General features: G+C 65.3%; 11 protein-coding genes. 3 read left to right on the top strand and 8 right to left on the bottom strand.

The annotated features are described in order from the left end of the window. The first annotated feature begins 174 nt into the window (after positions 1–174). A complete protein-coding gene (locus MYSTI_RS43120; protein WP_144370089.1) occupies positions 175–636 on the top strand; it encodes a hypothetical protein in 462 nt (153 codons plus the stop codon). A gap of 484 nt (positions 637–1,120) precedes the next feature. Next, complete coding sequence (locus MYSTI_RS16230; RefSeq protein WP_044280557.1) at positions 1,121–2,791, top strand: hypothetical protein; 1,671 nt, start codon at positions 1,121–1,123, stop codon at positions 2,789–2,791. Positions 2,792–3,410: 619 nt separating this feature from the next. Here the strand turns inward: MYSTI_RS16230 and MYSTI_RS45555 are convergent. The 4 genes from MYSTI_RS45555 to MYSTI_RS16215 all read right to left on the bottom strand — a co-directional run bounded on the left by MYSTI_RS45555 (position 3,411) and on the right by MYSTI_RS16215 (position 8,648). Then, positions 3,411–4,175 carry an immunity 52 family protein gene (locus MYSTI_RS45555; RefSeq protein WP_015348856.1) on the bottom strand — a complete coding sequence of 255 codons (765 nt, stop codon included), beginning with the start codon at positions 4,173–4,175 and terminating at the stop codon, positions 3,411–3,413. A 12-nt stretch (positions 4,176–4,187) separates the two neighbouring features. Continuing rightward, positions 4,188–5,477 (bottom strand): Tox-REase-5 domain-containing protein, encoded by a 1,290-nt coding sequence (locus MYSTI_RS16220; RefSeq protein WP_233278292.1) that lies wholly within the window; start codon positions 5,475–5,477, stop codon positions 4,188–4,190. Positions 5,478–5,892: 415 nt separating this feature from the next. Next, positions 5,893–6,807 (bottom strand): DUF2381 family protein, encoded by a 915-nt coding sequence (locus MYSTI_RS41800; RefSeq protein ID WP_144370342.1) that lies wholly within the window; start codon positions 6,805–6,807, stop codon positions 5,893–5,895. A gap of 50 nt (positions 6,808–6,857) precedes the next feature. Next, positions 6,858–8,648, bottom strand: coding sequence for a serine/threonine-protein kinase (locus MYSTI_RS16215; RefSeq protein WP_044283718.1), 1,791 nt, complete (start codon positions 8,646–8,648; stop codon positions 6,858–6,860). 280 nt (positions 8,649–8,928) lie between these two features. Between MYSTI_RS16215 and MYSTI_RS16210 the strand changes: the two genes are divergently transcribed. Then, a complete protein-coding gene (locus tag MYSTI_RS16210; protein ID WP_015348852.1) occupies positions 8,929–9,288 on the top strand; it encodes a helix-turn-helix domain-containing protein in 360 nt (119 codons plus the stop codon). Here the strand turns inward: MYSTI_RS16210 and MYSTI_RS16205 are convergent. From MYSTI_RS16205 to MYSTI_RS16190, 4 genes are all read right to left on the bottom strand, one after another. After that, positions 9,285–10,448 carry a serine/threonine-protein kinase gene (locus tag MYSTI_RS16205; RefSeq protein WP_015348851.1) on the bottom strand — a complete coding sequence of 388 codons (1,164 nt, stop codon included), beginning with the start codon at positions 10,446–10,448 and terminating at the stop codon, positions 9,285–9,287. The two genes, MYSTI_RS16210 and MYSTI_RS16205, sit on opposite strands and share 4 nt — an antisense overlap. Positions 10,449–10,542: 94 nt before the next feature. After that, positions 10,543–10,842, bottom strand: coding sequence for a hypothetical protein (locus tag MYSTI_RS16200; protein WP_015348850.1), 300 nt, complete (start codon positions 10,840–10,842; stop codon positions 10,543–10,545). Continuing rightward, positions 10,839–11,342 (bottom strand): hypothetical protein, encoded by a 504-nt coding sequence (locus MYSTI_RS16195; protein ID WP_233278290.1) that lies wholly within the window; start codon positions 11,340–11,342, stop codon positions 10,839–10,841. Before MYSTI_RS16195 ends, MYSTI_RS16200 begins: the two co-directional genes overlap by 4 nt. A gap of 409 nt (positions 11,343–11,751) precedes the next feature. Further along, entirely contained in the window at positions 11,752–14,151 is a 2,400-nt protein-coding gene (locus MYSTI_RS16190; RefSeq protein WP_015348847.1) for a fibronectin type III domain-containing protein, read from the bottom strand. Between the last annotated feature and the right edge of the window lies 1 nt (position 14,152).

Genomic DNA, 14,152 nt, shown 5'->3' with positions numbered 1-14,152 from the left:
GAAGCTCCAGCCCCTGGCTCGAGTGTGAACAGGGGCTGGGACGTCGCCGTCCCTCGCTGTGCTCGAACACTTGCCGCATCTGTCCACTCCAGGACACTCGGGTTTTCGAAACCATGATTCTCATGCAATCCAATTGATACTGGGCCGCCTTCCCCTCAACCGATGGAGAGCCCCATGGCGGCTTCAAGCATCACCAAGCACACTCGAGCGGGTGCGGTACTTGTCACGGCCATGTCGTTGCTGAGTGCCTGTGGCGGACCGATGCCCGACGAGAGCGGATTGCCTCAAACCGGCACGGAGGAAGCCGAACTCGAGATTCCCCCACCGACGGTGACGATGTCTTGCGAAGATGAATATCCCCTGAGCAACAAGGTCTTCTGCTCCGGGAGCGCCAGCAATGGCGTGCCTCCGTATCGCTACCAGTGGCAACGGGCTCACGATCTCAACTCGAGTCCCGCGCCAGAGAACAACACGTGGCGCGATGGCACCGCCTCAATCCAAGACTATTGCACGCAGGGGCTGCGCACCGGCGGAAGGTACTATCGCAAGTACTTCCGATTCCGCGTCCTCGACGCCAACAACTACGTGTCGAACTATGTGGAAGAGGTCTTCACCTGCTGGACCCCCAATCCGTAGGTCGGCCATCGCCACAGGGGGGCATCTGCAACGCGTCCCCCTGAGTACAGCCCCAGCCCCTGCGTGGGCGGGGCGTGATTGAGAGCTCCTCGCGGAAGGCGCGCCTACCTGGTCTGGGTGGCGCCTTCCGTCGAGCCCGCCTGGAGAGTCATCCAGGAGCGCCCCGAAGCGGGGACGCAGGGTCCAACAGCCCCTCCGCGCAGTTGGCATTCCATCACACGTACAGTGTGGGCGCCTCTCGAGAGGCGTGCTGACCGCCGAGCGCTTCTCCCTGCCTCACCTGCTGCTCCCGGAAAATCCAGCCCAGCCGACAAGCACCCCGACGCGATCAGAGGCGGTCCGGGCATACTGCCGCCGACGAAAGGGGAGCACTGATGTGCAGCATGCCAGTCACTTCCGAAGTGTCCGTGCGAAGCAGCGCGGACATTGAGGGCCATTCACGGACACCGCCGTCCAGAACCTCCTGCCTGATTCGAGGCTCCGTATGAGCACAGGTGCCTCGGTCGAGCCCAGTGCGGCGCCACCCTCGTCCCAGCAGGACATCGCGCCACCTCCGACGGTGCTCCCTGGCGCGAGCCATCCCCCTGCTCGCGGCGCACAGCTCATGACGCTCGCCCGCGGCGCGGCGTTGTGTGTCCTTCCTTTGATTCTGCTCGCGTTCTCCCCGAAGGAAATCGTGGATGACGCCTACATCAGCTACCGCCACGCGTGGAACCTCCTCCACGGGCACGGGCTCGTCTACAACGCGGTGGAACGCGTCGAGGGGTTCACCAACCTCCTCTGGACGCTCATCTCGGCCGTTCCCTTGGCGCTCGGCATCCGAGTGGATCTCTTCTGCAGCATCCTCGGAGGAACGCTCGCGGCGACCGCGGTGCTGCGCTCCTGGCGATTCCTCGTCAGGCTGGGCGTGTCCGAGCATGCGGCATGGGGAGCGGCCCTGCTGGTCGCCCTCTTCCCTGGCTACTATGTCAATGCCGTGAATGGACTCGAGGCGGGGCTCTTCAGCCTGCTTCTGGTCGAGACAGCGGGCGCGGTGCTCACGCGCCGCCAGCCCCTCGTCCCCGCCCTCTTGGGAGGACTCCTCTTCACGACCCGCCCTGAATCCGCCGCGCTGCTCCCGCTCTGCGTCATCTTCCGTTTCCTGGCGGATCGGGCGCGGTCGGACGACCTTCGCTGGATCAAGCAGGATGTGTTGCGAATGGCCCTCGGGTGGGGGGCCATCATCGGCGCCGTGACCGCCTGGCGCCTGCTGTTCTACGGACACCCGCTCCCCAACAGCGTGGCCGCGAAGGCCGTCAACCTCACGAACGTCCCCGAGCTGCTCTGGAACGCGCGTTTCGGTGCGATCTACCTCCGAGGATTCTTCCTCACGAACCCGCTCCTCGTCGTCCTGTCCGTCTTGGGCCTCATCACCGCGCCCCGTGCACTCTGGGCCTGGCTGGGCGGACTGACGGCGATCGGTGCCGCGCTCCTCATCCTGCTCCAGGGGGGAGATTGGATGCTGCACTTCCGACTGCTGACCATGTACGCCCCCTTCATGATGTTTCCCGCCGCGGCGGGCCTGGGCTTCCTGGGCGGCAGGCTCCAGCGGATGAAGGCGAACCTTCGGCCGGTGGCGGGGATTGCGTTGGCCGCGGCGGCGAGCTTCGGGCTCTACGTGGGGGCATCGCAGCTCCACTTCTTCCCGAACATGCAATGGGAGCTGGGCCAGCCCGCCAAGGCTTACGAGATCATCGCCCGTGCGCTCCGCGGGGGCCTGCAGCAGGGCGACGTGGTGGCGGGGGAAGGAATCGGCATGCTGGGCATCGAGCTTCCGGAGACCTACGTCCACGACTTCCTGGGTCTCACGGATGAGCACCTCGCCCACCACGGAACCCTGCGCGACATCTATGGCCGACGGGACTACGTCTACACCGCGCGCCAGGTCCGGCCGGCGGTCTACATCGTGCACTCCGGCTTCTTCCACCTGTCGCGCTTCAGGGCAGGCTTCGAGGGGGACTTCAACGCCACCTACGAGAGCTACGACGTCCTGCGGCCCCAGGGCGCAACCACCCATCAGATGATGGTCAGCCTGCGCTCGGACGTGGCCGAGCGACTCCGGCCGCTCCTCGGGTCGATGCAGCCGGAGCGCGCCACCATTCCGCTGCCGGAGTAGGCCCGGAGCCCCAGCGCCTCCACCCAGCTCCCCAGGAGAAGTTGCCCTCCTCCACCTGGGGAGCCTGTTGGAGAGGCGAATGGGCAAGGCACTCGAGCAGCGCCCGCCCGGTCTGCTCAAGTGTCGTGCAGCACGTGGCGCAGGCGACCCTGTCAGGCACGGACACCACCGAGCCGCGGTCGACTCGCCCTCCTGCTCGAGACTCAAGCCATCACTTCGCGGCTGAAGCGGCTGGCCGTGAGCCTCGTCGCAGGTCCGCATGAAACATCGGGCCACGGCACGCAGCGTCGCGAACACGAAGCAGGACGCGGGATGCAGCGAGCCCCAGGGCACGCCGGCGATACAGCCGCGCAGCGAGCCCTGCGTCGAAAATGAAAAAGCCCCCAAGTCACTAGGACTTGGAGGCTCTTTCGGGTTGCCCAGGGCGGGATTCGAACCCGCTGTGCCGAGCAACCCAATCCCGAGCCAGGATCGCCTTGACCCGCGATTTTACAGGGGATTTCGGTCAGCGGCCGTCCCGCCCTGTGCCCCTCCCCACCACCTGATTCCGCTGGGGAGGGGCTATATGGGGGCAATAGGCGAAGGGCCCGACCCTCCGGACGACAGGGGCCGAGTGCCCCTACGGTCGAGACCGAAGCAGCTTCAAGAGTCCCGCCCGGTAGAGCAGCTCCCGCACCCGCGCAGCCAGCGCCACATGTTCGGAGTCACTGACCGTGAAGCGCTCGGGGGAGAGGATGATGAGCGTCCCTCGGTCCTCTACCCGCTCGATGCGTACCGGAGCAGGCAGCGGAGGAACCGTGCCACGATGACGTGCGAGGTACGTCACCCAACCTGTCCACGCATCGACAGAGTCGGCTTTTTCGTCCATATCCCGGTGCGACTCAGACATGGCCACCGCCCAGTCAGGTTCCCAGGCCAGCACCATGCCTCGAACCACCTCGGTCAGCACGGGCGCCGTCAGGATTCGCTCAGCGCCCTCTCCCTTAGAAGGTAGAGACAGAACGCACGCATTGGACATGCCTTCTGCATAGCTCCCAACGTGCATCCGCAAGTGCGCGAAGTCCTGGCCGGAGCCATCGTTGTATGCCTCGACGGTCAAACCTAGGTCTTCGATGCCAGGCCCACCAGGTTCCCGGTTGACTCCGCGCCCGAACGCCTCAGTGAGCGTCGCGAGGTCAGGAGGCATAAGGGGTGTCTTACGTCCACGCCCGCGCGGCTTCGGGATCTTGTTCCAGTGCGCAAGGAGTGGGTCACATGCGGCCACTAGATTGAGGAACGACACGCCGCGTCGGGCGCACTCGTCGGGAGACTCTTTACGCGGGCCCCAGTAGGCACCAGCGTAGTAGGTCTCAAGGTGGGACTCGGGCTCGGGCTTGGTGGTCACGCGGTCCTCTGCTCAGAGCGCGGGAGTGTGGATGATGGAAATCTCCCTGGCATTGTTGCTCCTGAGGAGTTTCCGGATGGCATCGGCTGCATGCTTCTCCGCGATATGCCACTCGATGGGAATCCCCTTGCCCTTGACTTTGCCGATTTGTCGTAGGGCTTGGTCAACGAGGTCCCTGGCCTTTCCTGATGCCTCGAACCAACCTTTAGGGGTCAAGTTGGTCTCGAAGAACTCAGCGTAGCCGGGTCCTTTGGCCTCCAGTAGCACTCCATCCTCGAAGCCATCGAACTTCGTCCCACCGCTCTTCCTCCCAACGCCTCCGACCCAGTAGGCATCATCGTAGGAACGGCCCGAGATTTGTTCCTGATAGGCCCGGGCACGCGCAGACGCGCCCTTCTCCTCGGACGGGCCCCATTCACCGGGCTCCTTCGCCGGTCCACCCTGCTTCGCTTCCGTGCCCGCCCGCTGAAGGATGATGGCCGCTCCGGGCCCCCCGCTCAGCACCGCCGCAGTTCGGCCTACCGGCACGGCCACGCGCTCCAGGGCAAGCGCGCCTTGTGCTGACACCGAGAGCACCGGGACTTCTGCCGTGGCCAGCGCGGCCCCTTGTAACGTGCGCGTCGTGGTGGATGCGGTCCCCCAGGTGGCAATGACGTTCGTCACCATCCTGGAAACAGCCTGAATCTGCTCGCCGCGCGTCATGTAGCGGAATCGCTCCAGGTACTCGGGCGACGACTTGATGAGAGCCACCACGGCAGCGGGCATCTGTCGGAATGCTTCGAGGTTCTCCTCATGGGTGGACGAGAAGAACTTCCCCACTGCGAGGGCCAGCCCGACGAATGCCTCTTCGGCACCATCCAGTGAACGACTCAGGTAGTCCGCGTCGTCATGGACGTCCGCGTAGGCCCCTCCTCGCACTTCCTCCAGCCGCGAGTTCAGTTGCCGGAAGACACCTCCCTTTCCCGAGTAGAAGACGCCCAACTCGAACAAGCCCGCGCGGAAGGCTCCGTCCTCCCACTCGACCTCCCCGACTCGCTGTTGCGTCCGACCCGACAGCACCCAGGCGAGACACCCGTCAGGTCGGAGCACCGCGACGTGGGAGAAGCGCTCGACCCGCCGCACAAGTTCGGCCCGCGACACCTCGCCTGTGGCCAGAACCTCGCGCAGCATGAAGCCCACTGCGACACGGGCCGGGAACTGCCCCAGCGTCACGTCCCTGCGCAGCAGCACGTTCAGCAGCCGCGCCGCATGGGTTGGGGTGAGCGAGCTGCCCGCAACAGGGCGGGAGTCCTGTTCCTCCAACCCTGCCGCTCGAAGCAACGCATCGAACGCATCACTTCGCGGCCTTCGCGCGGGCCCCACGCGAGTCGCTTCCCTCAACTCCGGGTGACGGTAACGTAAGGGCCTGGATGAAGGCTCCTCCGCCTCCCCTTGCGAGTCGCTCTCGTCATCCGCTCGGGCGTCCGCCCCATCTTCTCCAGGCACCGCACCTCGTTGCTGGAAGGTGGTTCTGCGAGTGGACGCGTCAACCCCCGCGCAGCCCGTGGCAAAGAGGGCAGCGCAAAGCATCCAAAGGCCAGCACGCATTCCTCACCCCCTGCCTTCCTTCAGGAGAAGGCAAACGGGGGCATGCTGGCATTCGCGTCTGACAGGTCTATGCGGAATAGACAGTTCGGCGGAATCTTACAGCGTCACGCCGACATTGCCCCGCAACGCATCAGGGCAGGGCTATGTTGCCAAGCGCCACGGTTCGAGGACCATCTGCCTCCCATAGCTTTAGCGAGAAAGGCCCACTGGCCATTTCCTGGGAGACTTCAAACTCAACAACGACACGCCCAGACTCACCCGCCAGAATTGACGCGCTCTGCCAGATGTGCAGCACCTTCACATCTTCGCCAGTCCTATCCCTGACGGCAGCGCCTTTCGCCAGCCATGGCTTCACGCCATCGGGCGCAAAGAGGCGCACATCCAACACTGCGCGCCGAGCCGCCCGATACGCCTTGACGTACTCTAGCAAGAGTACATTCCCAGCGGCTTTCGAGACTGACTTAGTCAATACCCGTCCAAGCACCCCGGCATCATCCATGGCATCAGTGGACACCAAACCGGCAAGACCTCCGGGCATCACCCGCTCGGCACGGAGACGCACATTCTCCTCTTGGCAGCGCATGGCCTCCGCACGAGCTTCTCTCGCCTCTTGTTGATAGGTCTCGATGGTTCTCTTCCCCCGAAACACTTCAACTACGACGTCCGCTTTTGCAGGATGGACGCGCAAGAGGAATCGAGCCCTCACGGGAGACGCCCCATCCTGAAATACCACTGACATCTGGAATGACTCACCAACTCCAAACTGCGCAGACGGAACTACTCGAATAGTTGAATGCCCCACATCCACAAGAGCAAACCGCCCACGTCCCTCTAACTCAAGCCCTTCTCTCGACAACGGAGAGTCGAAAAGGAGCATCGTGGAGAGTCCGGGGCTTACCATCACCTCTGCAACGGTGCCCTCGGAGTCAGGCATCAACTCGATGCGGCGAGCCCCTATCGCCGTAGCCAATTGCTGGGGCTGCGCAGCCAAACTGCCAGACGCAATGAAAAGCCCCAAGAGTATGACTCTCAAGCTGGAAGTCACTCTAGCGCCACCCCTCCCCTGGACGTTCTCAATCCCGCCCACAAGATGCGTCACTCAAACTCGCTCACCGCTTTCACGCGAGCGGAAGAGAAGATTCTGGCGCTGGAATCGGAATCGTCACCACCTTCTCGTGGCATCCCGCGACCACCACCATCTTCATAGACCTCCAAACACACAGGAAAGCCCCTGCCCTTTGGCGGAGTGGCCCAAGTGAGGCGACCATAGACTCTGTCCCTCACGACCAGCTCGCCAGACAGGACTGTATTCCCCGGCATATCCTCCCAGTCGCCCGCCAGCCGCATCCGAACTGGACCGTCACGCACGGAAACAACCTTGCCACCAACCCCACTAAAGACCGCGTGACCTCTATCTCCGATTCCAATGTCCAGATCCTTCATCGCTGCGACTGCGCCATCAGGACACGGCTCTGGAGGTGGCGGCGGACGCACTTGTACGCCGGGGCATGCCAAACCCGTGCATGCGGCCACCGCGACGAGCGCCCTACTCATGATGCTCGCGCTCTTCCGCGTGGGCTTCGGTGGCGTCGGGGTCTCGGTCTTCTCCATCTTCACAGTTGTAGCCTCGGGAAGCATCGCAGGGGCAGCGACGGCCACAGGGGTGGACTCCTTCCCTGGGGAGGGGGCTGGGGCCTGGACAGCTTGGGACGAACTCCCAGACCGCGCTACTTCCTGACGGGCTGGCACGGCTCCCGCAACGCGCAGCGTCCCCCAGGTCCACACCATTACCACCGCGACAAGCGCCAGGAGGCCCACGAGGACAGCCGCGCCTCGGCCTCGGAGAATGCGAGAAGCCCTCTGTGGACGTGGCGGAGACGGAGCCTGTTCCTCTAGAGGTGGCGCCTGCTCCTTCCCAATAGCCGGAACCGCTTGCGGGAGCTTCTTCCCACGTCGCGGCCTGTGCAGCGGCTCTTCCAACCACTTGTCCAGGCTGTCCCGCCCCCCCTCTGTCGTCGCCGTGTCTGCCCCGAACGCATCACACAGCGGGACATCCCACGACGGGTCTGCACCTCGCAGCGCATCCTCCAGCGCCACACAGAGGGCCCTGGCACTCGGCATCCTTGCCGCTGGCGACTTCTCCAGCAGACTCATGCACACGTCACTCAGCGCCGAGGGCACGCGCTCATTCACCTGACGCGGAGGCATCACCTCTTGCGCGATGATGATGTCCGCCAGCGTGAAGTTGTCCCCGCCAAAGGGCGGCCTCCCCGTGAGGAGTTGATAGAGAGCCACCCCCAGCGCCCACAAGTCATCCATGGGCCCCGGCGCGTAGATTGCCCCCAACACCTGGGCATTCTTGCGAAAGAAACTCCAGGCTTCCGGTGAGCGGTACTCCGGCGTCCCGGGCGGAAGGACATCCACCGTGAGGCCGGGAGCCCCCACGTAGTCCCCCACCCCGAAGTCCACCAGCTTGGCCGCACCATCCGAGGTGCGCACCATGACGTTGGCCTCCTTCACGTCACGGTGCAGAACCCCTGCTCCATGAGCTCCGTCCAACGCCCGAGCCACATCCAGCATGACGCGCGCTACCTGCCGCGCGGAAGGGTTCTCCTCGGACGCCCAGACGTCCAACTGCCGCCCTTCCACGTACTCCATGATGATGACGCCGAACTCCGGGGCCACCACAGGCCACTTCCCGAAGCCGTGAATGCCCACCACGTTGGGGTGGCTCAACTGCAAGAGGATGGACACCTCGCGCTCGACGCGACCGCCCACCCGCGCCAGGTCCAACAGCTTCAGCGCGTAAGCCTGTCCCTCACACCGTGCGAGGTACACAGCCCCAAAGCCGCCACTCCCCAGGCGCCGCTCCACCGTGTAGCCCATCACCTGGACACCGGACGCAAGCGCAGCGAGGACAGGCTCTCTCTGCCTCACAGCATCCGTCTCCCAGTCACCCGGCCATCACTCATGTGCGCGCCCTCCCAACTGGCAGAGGAACCTACCAGATGAACTACCCAGCAGGGAGTCCTCTCTTTGCTCCCTTTTCCAGATGAGAACCTCTGACATTCATTATGAGTCGCTGGATGTCTGGTATCCACTCCCGCTATGAAGGTCGCGTGCACCAAGCCTCTTCCATCCCCCCAACCCATGAAGGGGAACTCCCATGAATGAAGTCCTGGCAATCACTATTGGCTCACGAGCGCGAGAGGTGCGGTTGAAGCTGGGCCTGACACGCGGAGAAGTTGCCGAGCGCGTGGGTCTCGTGGAACCCGCCTACGGTCGCCTGGAACGCGGGAAGGTGCTGCCCAGTGTCCCCGTCCTCCACCGCCTCGCCACAACACTGGGCCTCACTCCGCAGGATTTGATGGGAATGGTGCCGCAGGGAGGGGGCAAGAAGACGACGAGCCCCCCTGTCCTCGAAGCCGAAACCCCGGAGCTGCGCCGCCTCCTGGCCCTTGCACGGAAGATGGACGCAGAGGAGTTGGACGCCCTCCTCCGAGTCGCCACCGTTCTGACTCGCTAGTCCTCGTCGTCCGAGAGCGCCTCGATCTCGTGAGCGTCCAACCCCTCCGGGTAGATGCCTGCCTCACCAAACTCCATCATGTCCCGGAGGCAGCTCCCCTCCGCGATGACACGGGCAATCTCTTGCTGGGCGTCCTGGCGCCCATAGCTAGGGTGCCGCTTCGTCAACGCCGCGCGCAGCACCTCTCCCATGTCCGCAGCCGTCGCGAAGCGCTCACCGGGAGCGACGCGAAGCGCCGCATGGAGGATGGCCTTCACGTCAGGCGACAGCTCTTTCACCACGCTCTCGACGTCCGCCGGACCGAAGCGGGAGAGCAACACCCGCATCTGCGTCAACGGCAGGGACGGAAACGGTTCACCCTGGAGGGGTGACATCCCATCCGGAGCCGTGGGCACATCCTCCACATCGAAGAGGTGCTTGCCCGTCAGCAGCTCCACAAGCACCACCCCGAGGCTGAAGAGGTCCGATGCCGGGGATACGGGCTGTCGCTCCACGTACTCGGGCGAGGCATAGGCCACATCCCCTCGCACAAGGTTGGCGGGTGAGCGGACACGCCCCACCATCAACGAGTAGGCAGCACCGAAGTTGGCCAGCTTCACGCCACCGTGGTTCCCCAAGTAGACGTGGCGAGGGTTGACGTCGCGATGGACGATGCCCAGCGGCCTGTTGTCCTCCCCGCGCAACGTGTGGGCGTAGTGAAGGGCATCCGCGACCTCGGCCGCAATGAAGAGAGCCAGCGCCTCGGACACAGGCTTTCCCCGTGCCACACCTGCGCTCATCAGCGTGTCCAGGGAGGGACCATCCACGCACTCCATGACGACATGGGGGGCCCCTCGGTGAATCTTCAGATGTTGCACCTGGGCGATGCTCGGGTGGTTGAGGCGGAAGGCCAGTTGAATCTCATCAACGAGCCTCTTCCGCTCCTCGTACGTGGCCGGACTGGGGAGGCGCCGCACGAGGCACGGGCCCGGCACGTCCTCATCCAGCACGTAGCGATGGGCCAGCAGCAACACCTCCCCTGAGGGCATCACCGTCAACTCGCGCACGGCCACATACCGAACGCTGCCCAGTGTGAAGAGGGGTTCGGGCGCGTCGGGAGTCACGGGTGGCGGGAGGTGGGACTGCGCGACGAATCGACCGCTGTCAGTCGTGGTGGGCATGAGGGCCTCGGAAGCAAGCGTGAGTGCTCCCAAGGATTCTCACCCACTCAAACTGGATAAGTCCACACATCTAGAACTTTAAAAGCTCAACCCTTCACCGAACGAGCCGTGCCGCCGCAAAGCCCAACCCCACGCCCAGGCCGAGCGCCACGAGCACCTTCACCAGCGGCACAGCGCCTGCCTGGGTACGAAGGGCCTCGTTCTCGGCCTGGAGGCGGCGCACCTCGCGGGCTGTCCCTATGCACCTCGCCTCGGACAGCCAGCACCCCTCGCCCACGTCCACCGTGCGCCCATCCTGAAGCGTCACGGTGGCGCGGGCGACGTCCAGCACCTCGGCCTCGGCGCGCACCGGCCCCGATGCCACCAGGGCCAGCGCCAGGGCCAGGCACCTCACGGCTTGCGGCCCTTGTGGAGCTGCTCCAGCACGGCCACCGCCGCCGCCTTGCCAGCAATCTCCCCAGCAGCCACCTCGCCCGCCGCCTCGGCCTTCTTCACCGCTGCATCACCGAAGAGGAGCGCCTTCAGCACGGAGAAACCACCCGCGGCGCCCAGGCCGATGCCCAGCGCCTTGAGCAGAAGGCCCCAGGTGAAGGGCGTCCCCGCGAGGAGCGCGTTGCCCACAGCGCCCGCTACGGCCACCAGCAAGGCCAGCACCGCCCCCGTCCGCGAGGAGGCAAGCCACGGGATGCGCGTGCCGCCGAAGCGGCGCAGCACGTACACCACCGCCACCACGGCGAGGGATGCGACGAGCGCCCAGTTGCGCGACGTCACGGCGTCGAAGACCAGCCGCGCGAACTCCTCAATCCGGCTCGGGTCCGGTATGCCCGGAGACTCGGCGGCCAGCGCGGGCGAGGCGAGCACGAGACACGACAGAAGGAACGAAGAACGAAGCATGGAGAGCCTTTCACGCGGGGCGCACGGCGACATGCCGCACGTCTCCCGCTCTCCTTCTTCAATGGGGACGCTTTCTCGCTGCGGCCCGAGCCCACTGCTTTGTCACTTCAAGCCAGCGTCTGAGCTCGTCTTGCGTTCTAACTCCGGCACCAATCCATCCCGCAGCCAATGACCGCCCCCGAGGCCTTCGCATGCACGGGAGCAGAGCTTGTCCTTATCCTCCAGGGCGACTCGGATGATTTTTCGGAGCTGTCCATCACCGCAAACGCACACCGAAGCGATGTCGGCAAACGCAAGAAAGTAGAGCACGCTTACTGGCACGCCCACACCGAGGACGATGAACCAGAAATGCCTCCGATTGGCGCGAGCGACTGGGGAACCGGGCATCGCGCGAGTGTACAGGCGATGGCTAGGACTCGGCGCGGAACCGCACCCCGTCCAGGCTCACCCACAATGCGCCTTCCGGTACTGAGTACACCTGCACCCGTCCATCCGGGTCGACGTGCCCTTGGGCTATTCCATTCGTCGCGGGCATCGGGAAGATGCGCGGGCTACTGGGCCGATAGCCCACTGGGAATTGAAAGAGCGTCACGTAGCCCACCGTCCCCGGGCGCACCAGGCCACGCATGGACACCTCGTTGTCGCTGCCTTTGTAGTAACCCAACGGGAAGTGGGCCGTGTTCCACGCAGTCCAGCCATTCTCCAAGTCCGTGATTTGCTCCGAGCGAATCGCCGCCCACCGCTCGACGATGCCCCCCACTCGCTCCAGGCGCACTGAATCGACGTGGACCCATGGAGTCCCGGGCTCGTAGGGCACGCGAAGGCGCACCTGCACGTAGCGCGTCCCAGTCGGAGCCGTCTGGATGCCCCTCACAGGGCGCCACTCACTGGGGGACAAGAAGTCGCTGATGGTGGACACAGACACCACGTTGAAGGCGCCGCCCAGCCAGACGAGTTGAATGGTCAGGCTCGCCCCAAACTGCATTGACTTCACCAGCGCGTCCACGCTGTACCTGTCCCCAGGACGGGCAATCATCGCTTGCGAGTCGAGGCGCGTGTAGTTCGCCATCAGCCGCACCGCGCGCTTACCGGTGAAGGCGTCCTCCGTCACCTGGGCATGTCCTCCCCACAGCCCTTCGCCCATCACCCACGCATCGGGAGGCGAGGACTCCACGCTCCACGCCTCGAAGTCCGGGTTGGGTGGAGACTCACCGAAGGCCACTCCTGGCAACATCGCGCCGGGCGTCACGTAGGCCGAGGTGACGGACACCGCCTCGGAGGGCGCCCCCACGTTGCCCTTCACGTCCCGCCCCACCACCCGGCAGAAGTACGTCACGCCCGGCTTCAAGTCGGACACCTGAAACGAGGTCCGCTTCCCTCTCTCCTTGAAGGTGTCCCGAGAAGGCGCGAAGCCCGCGTCCCGGGAGACATGCAGCTCGTACTCTTCCCAGCGAGGGCCGGACGGAGCGGGCGTCCACGTCACGGTGAAGCCGTTGACGATGGGCATGGCCCTGACGCCCTGGGGCGCGGCAGGCCCCGTGAATGGCGCGCTCGGAGCGATGCCGGGCCGCGCGTCACGCTCCAGCCACTCCCGCACCGACGTCGAGGGCTGACCGCGCAGCACCAGCTTCATTCGCGCCACACCGTCCGTGGAGCAGGAGTGCTCAATCTCCTGGACGGCGAGGAGCTGCGCCGTGTCCAGACGGATGCCGTCCGGTTCCACCCGCACCATGTCTCCCAGCTCCAGGCCCGGGTGAGGGTCCACCGTCAGCCCCACCGTGAGGGGCGAAACGGAGAGGTCCGCCACCGCCGCGTCCGCGAGCCGCTGGGCTTCCGCCCGGCTGTCGATATTGCTGGTGTCCTCTTCCACGAGCTGCATCCACCGCCGCCCCACCTGCGCGCGCACCGTGGGGTTGCTGGCCGTGACGCGCTTGCGCTTGGGCACGCCCGAGGAGTCCAGGTCCGCCCTGTCCGAGTAGACGACCTCGACGTCCGTGCGGATGTCCGTGAGCTGGCGTGTCACGGAGTCGGGCTCGCCGTACTCGTCCGGGCCATAGGCCCACTCCTCGGCGGATTGCAGCCGGTCCGGCGCGTAGAGCGTCAGCGCATACGCCCCGGCAACGGGGCGCCACTTCATCCGGCAGTCCCAACCGATTCGCTGGGCGAGGGTACGCACCGCGTCCAGCACCGGCTCCACCTTCTGCTTGTACTTGCCCCGTTGGGAGAGCGGGTCCACCGGCACGTAGAGGCCGAAGCTGGACAGGCCGTTGTCGTTACAGAGGGCCTGGATGATGTGCTGCACCGGGACGCCCGCGGAGTCGTCTCCATACTCGCGCTCCACCTCGATGAAGGTGTCCTGGAGGAGCCCGGCCAAGTCCCGCCCCACCACCTTCAGCTCCTCGGCCCCCGGGTCCACCTCGTCAATGCGGCCACGGAAGACCTCGAAATAGTCCTCCTCCTTGGGCACCTGGCCCAGCGCCGCCAGCCCCAACTCGACGCGGAAGTAGGCCGCCTCGGCCAGCAACGGAGCGAAGGCGCCTCCCGTGGTGTTGATGAGCGACTGCACCACCAACGGCGAGAGGGACAGGCGCGCCCCACCGGGGCCACTGCGCGCCAGCGTCACCTCGGCCTCGGCCACGGGAGCATCCAGCTTCTCGCTGATGCGCACCCCCAGCACCCAGTCCGAGTCGAGGAGGGAGTTGAGCTTGAGCCATGTCCCCCTCAAGTCCCTCACCCAGACACGCGGGTGCGTCGAGTAGCCGGTGGGACTGGTGAGGAGGGCCGCCTGGAAGGAAGACAAGGGACGCATG

Source organism: Myxococcus stipitatus DSM 14675 (assembly GCF_000331735.1).
Classification (GTDB): Bacteria; Myxococcota; Myxococcia; order Myxococcales; family Myxococcaceae; genus Myxococcus; species Myxococcus stipitatus.
The sequence above is the reverse complement of the archived record's forward strand: the minus strand, read 5'-3'. Positions and strand labels throughout refer to the sequence as shown.

What these genes read in the sequence shown, in the direction of transcription:
- MYSTI_RS43120 (WP_144370089.1), top strand. Translation starts at nt 175, where the DNA reads ATGGCGGCTTCAAGCATCACCAAGCACACTCGAGCGGGTGCGGTACTT.
- MYSTI_RS16230 (WP_044280557.1), top strand. Translation starts at nt 1,121, where the DNA reads ATGAGCACAGGTGCCTCGGTCGAGCCCAGTGCGGCGCCACCCTCGTCC.
- MYSTI_RS16215 (WP_044283718.1), bottom strand. Translation starts at nt 8,648, where the DNA reads ATGGGCTACACGGTGGAGCGGCGCCTGGGGAGTGGCGGCTTTGGGGCT.
- MYSTI_RS16210 (WP_015348852.1), top strand. Translation starts at nt 8,929, where the DNA reads ATGAATGAAGTCCTGGCAATCACTATTGGCTCACGAGCGCGAGAGGTG.
- MYSTI_RS16205 (WP_015348851.1), bottom strand. Translation starts at nt 10,448, where the DNA reads ATGCCCACCACGACTGACAGCGGTCGATTCGTCGCGCAGTCCCACCTC.
- MYSTI_RS16195 (WP_233278290.1), bottom strand. Translation starts at nt 11,342, where the DNA reads ATGCTTCGTTCTTCGTTCCTTCTGTCGTGTCTCGTGCTCGCCTCGCCC.
- MYSTI_RS16190 (WP_015348847.1), bottom strand. Translation starts at nt 14,151, where the DNA reads ATGCGTCCCTTGTCTTCCTTCCAGGCGGCCCTCCTCACCAGTCCCACC.